Origin of the sequence: Chroococcidiopsis cubana SAG 39.79 (genome assembly GCF_003991895.1) — a bacterium.
In the GTDB taxonomy this organism is placed as follows: domain Bacteria; phylum Cyanobacteriota; class Cyanobacteriia; order Cyanobacteriales; family Chroococcidiopsidaceae; genus Chroococcidiopsis; species Chroococcidiopsis thermalis.
The window spans coordinates 1-12,213 of sequence record NZ_RSCK01000074.1; the positions used below are offsets into that span (position 1 = coordinate 1).

At 46.0% G+C, this 12,213-nt stretch carries 11 protein-coding genes; 7 read left to right on the forward strand and 4 right to left on the reverse strand.

Annotated elements, in window-relative coordinates; translation table 11 throughout:
• Positions 1–89: 89 nt before the first annotated feature.
• Positions 90–803 (reverse strand): precorrin-2 C(20)-methyltransferase, encoded by a 714-nt coding sequence (locus DSM107010_RS27960; protein ID WP_041462488.1) that lies wholly within the window; start codon positions 801–803, stop codon positions 90–92.
• A gap of 153 nt (positions 804–956) precedes the next feature.
• On the opposite strand from DSM107010_RS27960, the gene DSM107010_RS27965 reads away from it, so the two are divergent.
• Positions 957–1,658 (forward strand): esterase/lipase family protein, encoded by a 702-nt coding sequence (locus DSM107010_RS27965; protein ID WP_041462487.1) that lies wholly within the window; start codon positions 957–959, stop codon positions 1,656–1,658.
• Positions 1,659–1,862: 204 nt separating this feature from the next.
• On the forward strand, positions 1,863–2,516 hold the full coding sequence (locus DSM107010_RS27970; protein WP_106169219.1) for a cytochrome b N-terminal domain-containing protein: 654 nt from the start codon (positions 1,863–1,865) through the stop codon (positions 2,514–2,516).
• Between the two features lie 88 nt (positions 2,517–2,604).
• Here DSM107010_RS27970 and DSM107010_RS27975 read toward each other — a convergent pair whose 3' ends face one another.
• Positions 2,605–4,509 (reverse strand): cation:proton antiporter, encoded by a 1,905-nt coding sequence (locus tag DSM107010_RS27975; protein WP_106169220.1) that lies wholly within the window; start codon positions 4,507–4,509, stop codon positions 2,605–2,607.
• A 286-nt stretch (positions 4,510–4,795) separates the two neighbouring features.
• Complete coding sequence (locus tag DSM107010_RS27980; protein WP_106169221.1) at positions 4,796–5,500, reverse strand: OmpA family protein; 705 nt, start codon at positions 5,498–5,500, stop codon at positions 4,796–4,798.
• A gap of 288 nt (positions 5,501–5,788) precedes the next feature.
• Between DSM107010_RS27980 and DSM107010_RS27985 the strand changes: the two genes are divergently transcribed.
• From DSM107010_RS27985 to DSM107010_RS27995, 3 genes are all read left to right on the forward strand, one after another.
• A complete protein-coding gene (locus DSM107010_RS27985) occupies positions 5,789–7,090 on the forward strand; it encodes a M16 family metallopeptidase (protein ID WP_127024449.1) in 1,302 nt (433 codons plus the stop codon).
• An 8-nt stretch (positions 7,091–7,098) separates the two neighbouring features.
• Positions 7,099–7,962, forward strand: coding sequence for a fructosamine kinase family protein (locus DSM107010_RS27990; RefSeq protein WP_106169707.1), 864 nt, complete (start codon positions 7,099–7,101; stop codon positions 7,960–7,962).
• A gap of 222 nt (positions 7,963–8,184) precedes the next feature.
• Positions 8,185–8,628 (forward strand): heavy metal-responsive transcriptional regulator, encoded by a 444-nt coding sequence (locus tag DSM107010_RS27995; RefSeq protein WP_106169710.1) that lies wholly within the window; start codon positions 8,185–8,187, stop codon positions 8,626–8,628.
• 111 nt (positions 8,629–8,739) lie between these two features.
• On the opposite strand, the gene DSM107010_RS28000 is transcribed toward DSM107010_RS27995, so the two are convergent.
• Positions 8,740–9,096: a four-helix bundle copper-binding protein gene (locus tag DSM107010_RS28000; RefSeq protein WP_106169712.1), complete on the reverse strand. Its 357-nt coding sequence runs from the start codon at positions 9,094–9,096 to the stop codon at positions 8,740–8,742.
• A 330-nt stretch (positions 9,097–9,426) separates the two neighbouring features.
• Between DSM107010_RS28000 and DSM107010_RS28005 the strand changes: the two genes are divergently transcribed.
• On the forward strand, positions 9,427–10,140 hold the full coding sequence (locus DSM107010_RS28005) for a DUF305 domain-containing protein (protein WP_106169714.1): 714 nt from the start codon (positions 9,427–9,429) through the stop codon (positions 10,138–10,140).
• 297 nt (positions 10,141–10,437) lie between these two features.
• Complete coding sequence (locus DSM107010_RS28010) at positions 10,438–12,198, forward strand: efflux RND transporter periplasmic adaptor subunit (protein ID WP_127024452.1); 1,761 nt, start codon at positions 10,438–10,440, stop codon at positions 12,196–12,198.
• Positions 12,199–12,213 lie beyond the last annotated feature (15 nt).

The following is a 12,213-nucleotide window of genomic DNA, read 5'->3' on the forward strand; positions in this document are numbered from 1 at the left end:
GATAGCTGCATCCACAGAACGGGTAAGACTCCGATCGCCGCCACAATTGAGAATTCTAACCACACGGGCAAGATGGGATCAGTCGCTAGTCACTGACGACTGACTTGGACGACGAGTAAAGAAAAGTAGGGTAATTGTAGGTGCGGGCGATCGCTTAAATCTTTATATATCACCATATTTGGTAATGTAGCTCGTTCTACTATCCAACTGTGTTGCAGTAGGGATTTGCGCTGCAAGACTTGCCATACTTGTTCGTATACAGAACTGACTTTCATCAATACTACGACTTCTGCCCAGTCTAAAATAGATTCTAGTTCGTTGACGTTATAAATCGCTGGTAGCACGACTAAACGCTCTTGGCGGACAGTTAAGGGCAGCCCTAACGCCGATGCTGCTGCCATAGGCGAGCAGACACCAGGAACGTAGTTGATGACGGCTGCGGGATACATTTGTTGCAGCGTCTGTGCTAAATAGGTAAACGTACTGTAGAAACTAATATCCCCTTCACAGGCAAAAGCCACATCTTGACCTTTCTGTAAATATTCCCAAACTTGCTTGGCGGCTAGCTGCCATGCTTTTGTTAAAACTTCAATGTCTTGCACGTAGGGAAAATCTAAGGGTAGCTGCTGTTGATCCGATCGCAGCCACGGAGCAATTATTTGTTGGGCAATGCCTGGTTTGTCTTGAATTCCTCTAGGAAAAGCAACTACGGGAGCTTGTTGCAGCGATCGCAACCCTTTGAGCGTTATCAGTTCTGGATCGCCTGGACCAACACTAACACCGTAGAGAATACCATTCGCCATTGAGGAGTCATTTGTCGTCATTGGTCATTGGTCATTGGTCATTGGTAGTTGGTAGTTGAGTAGTGCGTGTTACTTGTCGAGGGTGTAGGGTGGAGTGAGTGGTGAGTGGTGCGTGGTCACTGGTCACTGGTCACTGGTCACTGGTTACTGTCTATGCTTCCCACCGTCATTTTACCTGGATTTTTAGAAGCCGCGATCGCCTACCGTCCGTTGGAAAAATTTTTACAACAGTCAGGCTTTCCTACCGTTACGGTTCCCTTACAACGACAAGATTGGTTCCCCACGTTGGGAGGTAGACCGATGACTCCAATTTTGCTGCAACTGCATCGCACGGTCGAGCAAGTTTTACGGCAATACAACACAGCTAAAGTGAATTTGATCGGTCATTCTGCTGGCGGCTGGATCTCGCGAATTTATTTAGGTGAAAAAGCTTACCTGGCTCGTAATGCGGCGATCGCCGCAATTCCCCCTTGGGAAGCTTACCGCTTTGTTGCCACGTTAGTCACGCTGGGAACTCCCCACATTAGCCAAGAACGCTGGACGCGCTGGAATCTCGATTTTGTCAACAATAACTATCCTGGTGCTTTTTACAGTTCCCGAGTGCGCTACGTTTGCGTTGCTGGTAAGAGCATCTTCGGACAGCGACGGCGAGGAAGTTGGCTGGCATACAGCAGCTATCGCTTGACCTGCGGACAAGGAAATTGTTGGGGTGATGGCATTACCCCAATCGCAGCAGCTCATTTAGAGGGAGCAGAAAATTTAATTTTAGAGGGAGTCAAGCACTCTCCCAAAGCCCCTGGAATTTGGTACGGTTCGCCTCAAGTTGTACCGAGTTGGGTGTCGTATTTGGAGTAAGGGAACAGGGGAAAGAGAGCTGAGGAAGCGCAAGGTTGCTGAGGGAGAGAAGAGATTAAACAACTCCTGACTTCTGACTCCTGACTCCTGACTCCTGACTTCATGTCTTACCATCTCCCCCTCTAGAAAGAACTCTTCAAATGAGTGACTTGGTTAGCATCTTAAAGAAAGTACACATTTTGAGAGTACTGAGAAGCGGGAGTTATGAAGAGTCTTTCCTATGAATTCGTTTTGAAACGAACGGCGACAATACTATCTGTAGCATTGTTAACATTGTGCGCGATCGCCGCTGTGACTGGCATTTTATTATCTTTTTATTACGAACCAGTGGCAGGTGGTGCGAATCAGGCTTTGCAATGGATCGATACGGAGATTCCTAACGGTCAAATCATTCATGGCTTACACGATTATGCCGGAACCTTACTAATTGGTGTAGCACTGATTCAAATGGTCGTGATGTTCTTGGGTAGGCAGTTTCGCCGTAGTTGGTTAACTGGTTGGATTAGCAATATTTTACTGATCCTCAACGCGATCGCTTTAGCTTGGACGGCAATGATTCTCGATTGGAGTCAAGTCGGTTACTGGCGCTTTCGGATCGAATTAAGTACCATCGAAGCCATTCCTTTTATTGGTTCTACCCTGCGAGATGTCATCACGGGTGGTGGTGCAGTGAATACAACCACAGTCGAACACCTCTACACCATCCACAGCTACATTATTTCCGGTAGCGCCATAATGTTAGCGATCGTTCACTTATTGGGCGTATTATGGCAAGAAAAACAGCAAACACCTATTGCATCTGTCACATCCGCACAGTCAAAAACGAACGCGCCACGGGAATTAATCAAAAATTCTTAACTTGTCTTTTGTACGGGCGGGTTTATCTAAAATCTCGCTCGGAGTCTGAGGTATTTGGTAAAAACCCGCCCCTACAAATTTATTGACTTTAAATTGTAGAGACATTTTGGCTCGGAAGAGGAATTTCTTCGACTTCGGGCAATTTTTCTAAAGCAAGGCGTTTTGCTGGTGTCGCCCCCGATAGCCGTTTCAATAGATTTGGTCTGGGATCGTGTAATAAGTAGATTAAGCGATCGCCTGGTTGCCATTGTTCTGTTGCAGGAACGACAAGTAACCGATCTTCGCGTTCTAGTAGTAACGGGACTAATTCTCCTGCCCAAATCAAAGCTTGCAGATGGGCTTGTTGCAAAGCAAAGCCTGCTTCGCTGAGAGTTGTCGTGCCTAATTTTACGCGATCGCTGTTAATATACTCGTTCCAAGTTTTAATCGGTATATCCGATCCAAAAGCTCGATCGATCCGATTGCGATTTATTGAGGTACTTGCTTGTGGATTGCGGGGAAAAACAGCCAGCACTCTTGGTGGTTGAAATTCTTCTACAGCCCTTTGTGCCAAGACGTAATTAACTTCTCCATTATTGGTCATTGCCAAAAACGTTCCCATAGAAGCTAGTCCTGCCTCTTCTAGCACTGTTGTATCTAAAGCGCTGCTAGAAAAAACCTTCAAGTTCTGTGCCTGGGCTTGCTGACACGCTACGGGATCGGTATCGATCATCGACACGGCTTCTCCCCGTTCTTGGAAAAGACGAGCAATTAACAAACTCAAAGGGTTGCAGCCGACAATCACCACCCCAGTTGCTTGCGTAGAGCTGATTTGCAACCAATTTGCTACCCAGCCAGCAGTTAAACCTTGACAGGCGACAGTCATGATAATTGTTAAAAAGACTAATGCCTTGATCGAGTCTCCACCGTTAATCCCGCGTTCGGTCAGGAAAATCGAAAATAACGAAGCGACAGAAGCGGCAACAATTCCTCTAGGTGCAACCCACGATAAAAACAATTTTTGTCGCCAATTTAAATCGCTGTTGATGGTGCAAATACTAATATTTAGGGGACGGACGACAAACATTAACACGAGGACGGTGAATAAACTGCCCCAGCCTAAAGCAAAGATACTAGCAATGGATAAATCTGCGGCAAGCAAGATAAATAGTACTGACACGCCGAGAATCGTTAGCTGACCTTTAAATCGTCGTAATAATCGTTCTTCTGGCAAGGAAGCAGAACCCAAAACCACGCCTGCAACTACTGTCGCCATTAGTCCAGATTCGCTGCGACTGAGTTGGGCTAGGGTAAATAAACCCCATAAACCTGCTAAGACAACGAGATTTTTTAGTTCGTCAGAAATAAAGTGAGCGCGTTTGAACATGAAGGCAAGACACCAACCACCAGCAGCCCCAATGCTCCCACCAATGCCTAGACGCAGCGTCAAGCCACTAATTGCCATCCAAGGGTCGGTTTCGCCATTTAAAACTGTATCGAGTACCACAACGGCGAGAATTGCCCCTACAGGGTCGATTAACACCGCTTCTCCTTCTAATAGAGTTCCTACCTGACGGTCTACTTTAATCGTGCGTAATAGTGGCGAAATTACCGTAGGACCCGTTACCACTACCAAAGAAGCATAAAGGAAAGCGATCGCCCAGGGAAACTCTCCCAGCCAATGCGCTGCCATACTCCCACCCAACAGAGTAATTAGGGTTCCCACAGTAACGAGATTTCTCAAACTACCAGAAACTTTACCCAGTTCTCGCAGTTCTAGGTTCAACCCTCCCTCAAATAGGATCACGGCGGTAGAAAGCGCCACAATTACTTCCAACCCAGCACCTAAAACTTGAGGGTGCAGCACGTTCATCCCATCAGAACCCAACAAAATTCCAAATAGCAACAAAAAGACAATGCTAGGGAGTTTGAGGTATTCTGCTATAACTTGAGCGCTAATCCCTGCAATTACAGCAATTACCATTTGCAGGGTAATTTCAAAAGATGCTTCCATATTTAGAAAGTTAGCAAAAGTGCTGTCCGAACCCTGGTGACGGGAGAAATCTCTAAAATAGGCGCGGCTCCATTATGCTGACAATTCTCTGCATCATCTATAGTAGTCTATAGGCAATTTGTATTTTAAAATACAAGTTGTTCCGATCTTAAAGATAAATAGAAACACTTCATATCATAACTAGGCTGTAACTGAGATTGAGTCAGAATACTGTCATCAACTGTCAGTATGACTTTCGCGATCGTATTTGCCAACTGCCATATTAGAAGGCGATCGCACGTACCTGCTATTTTTGAATGACAATCTCAACTCGTCGATTCTTCTGTCGTCCTTCAGGGTTATCTGAACCGTCTGCCTTAGTATTAGCAGCAACAGGGACAGTTTCACCATATCCTCGTGTTGTCATTCGTGCTGACTCGATCCCACTCTGCTGCATCAACCAACGTTTAACTGAATTAGCACGGCGTTCGGAAAGATTTTGATTATATGAATTATCCGCGATCGCATCTGTATGTCCGTCAATCCTGACTGAATTGTTAGCATAACGCTGCGTTAATACTGTTTCGACTTGGCGTAGAGCAACTTCTGCGTCGGGACGAATATTATCTTTATCGAAGTCAAATAGCACATCTGCTGGCAGAATAATCGCTGTTAAATCTCTGTTTTCTCTAACTTCCACTCCTTTAAACGTAATTTCTTTCAGCTTTATCGGCTTCAATTCTACCGATCTAAATTGAATCTGTTTAAATTTGAGTGGTTTAACTTTAATTGGCTTGACCTGAATAGGTTTGACCTGAATAGGCTTAACCTCATTTGGTTTAACCTCTGCCTGCTTAGTTTCCACGCTAAGATTTTGCTGTTGGAGTTCCGATTGTTGAAATTCTGCGGGTTTAAACTCTAGGTCTTTAGATGAAGTTGCTTGTTGTCCGTTGCTACAAGCAGCGATCGCCAAAGCAGTTGCTATGCTACATGAAAACAGAAAAAGTCGCATTTTCTTCCCTCAAGCGAGTCAAGCGTAGCTCCTAAAAATTGCCAGCATATTCTACTCAAACAAATTTAGCCCTCAACATTTCGGATTCTGGGCAATAAATTTGTCAATCCAGTATCATACACTACATTACTTCCAGACAGACTCGGAAAAAACCTCTCACCTCTTACCACTTCTCCCTTGTCTCCCTTGTCTCCCTTGTCCCCTCAGCCTCCTCAGCTCCCTCAGCTCCCTACTCCCTGCTCCCTAACTAAGTAAGATAGAGAAAGATCGGTCTATTTTGTCGCGTCCATGACCTCAACTCTGCTCAAAACTCCTCCAATATCTACCCCCAAACTGCACCGACTTGCTAACGGGTTAACGATTGTAGCTCAGCAAATGCCTGTAGAAGCGGTTAATCTCAGTTTATGGGTTAACGTCGGTTCGGCAGTTGAATCAAATGCTATCAACGGCGTAGCTCATTTTTTGGAGCATATGGTGTTTAAAGGCACTCCACAACTGACAATGGGTGAATTCGAGCGTCGCATTGAGGCGCGGGGTGCGATCGCTAATGCAGCAACCAGTCAAGATTACACGCAATTCTACATTACGACTGCTCCGTCAGATTTTGCAGCTTTAGCACCACTGCAAATCGATATCGTTCTCAACAGTTTAATTCCCGATGATGCGTTTGAGTTAGAACGCTTAGTCGTGTTAGAAGAAATTCGTCGCTCTGACGATAATCCTCGTCGCCGGACTTTTCAACGGGCGATGGAAATGGCTTTTGACCGCTTACCCTATCGGCGCTCAGTTTTGGGTACGGTGGATGCGATCGCGCAATTACAACCGCAGCAAATGCGCGACTTTCACGCTACCTGGTATCAACCTCAGTCCATCACAGCATCGGTTGTTGGTAACTTACCCGAAACAGAATTAATCGAAATCGTCGCCAATAGTTTTGCTAAACATACTCCCGACTCCCAACATCCTAGTAGGGGCGCACTGCTGTGCGCCCCTACCGACTCCCGACTCCACCCCGAACCCCCCTTCACCCAAATCGTCCGCCACGAATTCGTCGATCCCAGCTTGCAACAAGCAAGACTCGTCATGCTGTGGCGGGTTCCAGGGTTAGTACAGATAGAGCAAACTTACGCCCTAGATGTTTTAGCAGCAATTTTGAGTCACGGGCGCACGTCGAGATTGGTGAGAGAACTGCGGGAAGAAAAGGGCTGGGTTTCCAATATTTCTGTGAGTAACTTGACACAGCACCTACAAGGGCTATTTTACGTTTCTGCCCAGATGCCAGTAGAAAACCTAGAGATGGTCGAAGCAGCGATCGCATCCCAGATCGAGAAGATACAGTCTGCTCCCGTACAGGAATCAGAAATCGCCCGAGTCGGCACTCAAGTTGCCAATCGCTTTATTTTTGCTAACGAAACCCCCAGCGAACGCGCTGGTTTGTATGGCTACTATCAATCTTTAACCGGAAACTTAGCATCCGCCTTAGAGTATCCAAATAAAATTCAAGCTCTCACTACTGCCGACTTACAAGCTGCTGCCGTGCAATATCTTTCTCCCTCGGCTTACGGTATCGTTACCACTAAACCCGAATAAGAGTATATATGTGGACGGAGATTGCCCATCATATTTCCAAGGTTTCAGGAAAAGAGTTTTTTGTCAATAGCCAGCGGACAGTGAGTGGCGGTTGTATTAACCAAGGCTACACTGTTACCGATGGCGATCGCACTTACTTTGTCAAACTCAATTCCCCCTCCCAGACTGCCATGTTTGAAGCAGAGGCGCTGGGATTAAAACAAATGTCGGCTACGGCAACGATTCGTGTCCCACAACCGATTTGTTGGGGAACAACCGATCGGTCTGCATACATTGTTTTGGAATGGTTGGACTTAGGACGTGGAGGAACTCCGGCTTGGGCAGAAATGGGACGACAGCTAGCAGCAATGCACGATCGCAGCAGCAATCAAGCGTTTGGCTGGGATATAAATAATACGATTGGTTCTACACCGCAAATCAATACTTGGATGACGGATTGGGTAGAATTCTATACTCAACACCGCTTAGGCTATCAATTTCAGCTAGCAAAACGTAGAGGCGGACGCTTTCCCCAACAGGAAAAGTTACTTGCGGCAATTGGGCAAATCCTGGCAGGACATCAACCGTCACCTTCCCTAGTCCACGGGGATTTGTGGGGTGGTAACGCCGCTTTTACCAGTGCTGGAGAACCCGTCATTTTCGATCCTGCAACATATTACGGCGATCGCGAAGTTGATGTTGCCATGACTGAATTATTTGGTGGTTTTCCAGCCGCTTTTTATCAGGGATATAACGAAGTTCTACCGCTAGATTCTGGGTACGAACGGCGAAAAATTCTCTACAATCTCTATCACATTTTGAACCACTTCAACTTATTTGGTGGGAGTTACGAGTCTCAGGCAAATGGGGCGATCGCGAGACTTTTAGGTTGATAGCGGTTTTCAATTGGATGCAATGCACGTCTGGTAGGGGCGCTTTCTCTGTGCGCCCCTACAAATATCATCCACACAACCGAGAATTGCTATGAAGGTATAACAACAATTAGATTCAAGGTTAATTGACTCTCCAGCTAACTAGAGAGTTGATAATAGATAAGTAGGGATAAATGCAGTTAGAGCAGTCGCCGTACATAAGATTGACTTTGGAGGCATATTATGTTGGTTCAAGAGCGATCGCTACTCATCGGTCAAGTAACGGCTATGAGCGGTGTCCCAATTAGAACGATCCGCTATTATGAAACTCTGGGTCTGTTGCAATCTTCCAGCCGCACTGAAGGAGGCTTCCGACAGTTTTCCCCCGATGTCTTGACTCGGCTATCATTCATCAAACGCGCTCAAAAACTCGGTCTGAGTCTGGAAGAAATTCAAGAAATTCTTGATGTTTACGATCGCGGCAATTTGCCTTGCGGTGAAGTTAAAGAGAAGTTAGAAGATAAATTGCGACAGATCGATCGCCAAATTCAGCAGTTGATGACATTGCAGGCTGAATTGAAGGGATTACTTTCGGGTTGGGAGTCTGTACCAGTTCCGCAGCCTGGAACAATTTGCCCGATTATTCAAGCAGATGAAGACGATAAAGCAACCGAAGCACGGAATTAAAGAGGTTTCAAGCTCTTGATTTTAATCGTAGGGTAATTCTGAATTCCGAATTCATAATTCCGCATTATACATGACTGCCCGATCGATCGAACAGCCAGTAGGTGAATTGACTTATGCAGCCATAGCTGTAGCCATCTGGCGACAAGTCTCAGCACAACGACGGCAAGTTTGAGCGCAGCGCTTGCAATGGTCGTGGTCGTGCTTCTCGCACTCAGTGGCACAGCGATCGCAGGCTTCAGCACAAACACTACACATTTGCCCGTGAAGGGCTGAATTACGCGACATAAACCGGGCGCATAAATCGCAAGTATCGGCACAATCGCGACATCGCTTGATACATTCAGCCATCATTTGTACCATATCTTCACTTAGGCAAGCATCGGCACAGTTTTCGCACTCGCGCAGACAATCGAGACACGCCTGAATGCAAGTTTCAAGTAATGATTGGTGAGATTGAGCTGCTGTCATAACTCTCCTCCAAAAGCTTTAAAAACAAAATAATGAAGCAGTCATTATGCTTCTGTAGTTTCACTTTAGAAGGTAGCAAATGCGATCGCCTATTTCTAATGGTATGGAGCAGATTTCTGACTGTAGAGATACAGTAATTTCATCCTAATTTCATCTTAGTTTTGTAATACTTGAATCTTGGTACAATTCAAACTTTTTATTGAGTGCAACCTTCATCTTGTATGAGCAGTCATATCCTTGTGTAAACGTAATAGTTGACTCTCTAGTCAGCTAGAGATTTCATAATTGAGATGGTAATTTTCAAGCTATTGAATGGATAGAAAGTCATTTATGCAAAATAATTCTGGAAAAACTAAAGTTTTGGTAATAGCTCTAACAGCGATCGCCACAATGACAAGTGGTTTACTAGCTGCTAGTTTTGGACTCTCGGCAAAAGACAGCAAAACTGCCAACAATACCAACGCTCATTTGAAGCAGAATATGCAACATGGTGGCAGCATGATGCAACATGGTAGCGGCATGATGAATCACAGCATGTCGATGGATTTAGGTCCAGCTGATGCCAACTACGATCTGCGATTCATTGATGCGATGAGAATGCATCACCAAGGGGCGATCGAGATGGCAAAAGAGGCACAGCAAAAATCAAAGCGTCCTGAAATCAAAAAACTAGCGGATAACATCATCACTGCTCAAAATCGGGAGATTGGGCAAATGAAACAGTGGCGACAAGCCTGGTATCCCAAAGCAGGCAAGCAGATGATGGCTTATCACTCTCAAATGGGACATATGATGCCGATGTCATCAGACCAGATGCAAGGCATGATGATGAGCCAAGATTTAGGTGTAGCTGACTCTCAATTCGACCTCCGCTTCATTAATGCAATGATTCCGCATCATGAAGGTGCGGTGACAATGGCTCAAGACGCGCTGAAAAAGTCGCAGCGACCGGAAATTAAGCAATTGGCAAAAAACATTATTAGCGATCAACAGAAAGAGATTGCTCAAATGAAGCAGTGGCGCAAAGCTTGGTATAACCAGTAGATCGCATACATTGTAGCGCTAACGTAGGGGCGAACTGTGCGTCCTTAAAGTATGGTGTGTTTCATCCAATCAAAACTATTCATAGCAATTGTCGATTGTGTGGATGACATTTGTAGGGGCGCACATCTGTGCGCCCCTACAGACGTGTATTGCATCCAATTGAAAACCGCTATCAAATTCAATCGGCGATCGCAATTTCATCTTGATTTCATTCGCATAGGGGAAACTGAATAATCAGTAGTGCAGTTGTAGCACTCGTTTGCTCTGATGGTACGCGAGGATATTTCTATATAAATAATGCGCAAATCATACCTGAAGCGATCGCCTGCACCGCTTTGCCGCATATCGGGAGCGATCGTTAGCCTAGCGATCGTGATGGTTCCTGTAACTGTGTTAGCTCACGGCGGACACGGAGATGAATTTCACGGCGGAAGTGAGGCAACTCAAACGACTGACTCGATTCAAGTCGATGCCCAAACTGTCAAGCGTTTGGAAATTAAAGTAGAACCAGTTAAGCAACAACAACTTGCTGTAGGACTACCAGCAACTGGACAAATTGAAACTTTGCCCAATCGACAAGTAGAAGTTACGACACCGATTTCAGGAGCTAAGGTAGCCCAATTATTAGTACAACCTGGTGCTTACGTGCAAGCAGGTCAACCTGTCGCTATTTTAGCGGCTCCCGGCTTAGTAGAACTGCGCGTCACTTCCCAAGAAAAGCGAGCCGAGGCACGAGCAGATTTACAAAAAGCGCAAGCAGATCTAAGGCTAGCGCAACAAAACTATCAGCGTTTCTCACAAATTGCTGCCGCAGAAATTGCCCAAGCACAAAGTCAAGTAGACTTTGCTCAAGAAAAATCTGACAAAGACCAAATTTTATTAACTCAAGGCGCAATACCCCGTCGCCAAGCTCTAGAATCTCAAACTCAGCTAGCCGAAGCCAAAGCTAAACTGACAGCAGCAGATAGCCGCCGAGATGTCATTGCAGCCGAAGCCGATCTCAAACGCGCTCAGTCATCCGTGCAAGCGGCTCAGTCGCATTTAAGTCTCAGCGACACAGCATATCAAACTCGACTACAACAACTGGGTGCAAAAGCTAATGCGCAAGGACAGGTAACAGTTACAGCTCCTATTTCAGGTAGAGTTGCCGATCGCGACGTGACTCTCGGTCAATCCTTCGAGGATACAGGTGGCAAGCTGATGACAATTGTAAATGACAGTCGGGTTTATGCCACAGCCAACATTTATGAAAAAGATTTAAATAAAGTCAAAAACGGTCAAACAGTTAGAGTCACAGTTGCTTCTATGCCTAACCGAACTTTCACTGGACGAGTTGCTGTAATTGGTTCGGTTGTAGAAGGCGAAACACGGGTAGTACCTGTCAAAGCCGAGATCGATAACTCTGGCGGAGTCCTAAAACCAGGGATGTTTGCCCAACTAGAAGTACTTGCAGATAGAACAGCGACAGCTCTGGCAATTCCTAGCTCAGCTGTGGTAGAGGCAAACGGCAAACACATGGTTTACATCCAAAATGGGAATGCCTATCAACCTGTTGAAGTGATTTTAGGTCAGACCATTGGGGATACGATTGAGGTCAAAAGCGGGTTGTTTGAGGGGGATGCGATCGTCACTCAACGCGCGCCTCAACTATACGCACAGTCTTTACGGGGAGGCGGGAAGGCAGGGGAGCAGGGGAGCAGGGGAGCAGGGGGAGCAGGGGGAGCAGGGGGAGAAAAAACTTCTGCCTCTACCACAACAGGATTGCAATTTCCTTGGTGGTTGGCAGGAGCAACAGGCGGATTGGTAATTGGTATTGCTGCTTTCGCGGCAGGTGCTGTTTGGTCTAGTCGTCGTACCAAGTCTCAGCTCGTGCCAGCGTCTACAGGATTTGCTGACGAAGTGAATGAGTATCGAAATGGTAAAAGTTCTAGCAGATCGACTTATCCTGCATCCGAACCAGGCGAGAGCGGAGAGTCTGTTTTTGGTGACGAATCAAATTCGATGAACGACAACCATCATACGAGAAGCCAGCAGTCAGAGATCGGAGATTGGAAGTAAAGATATTTTTGGTAA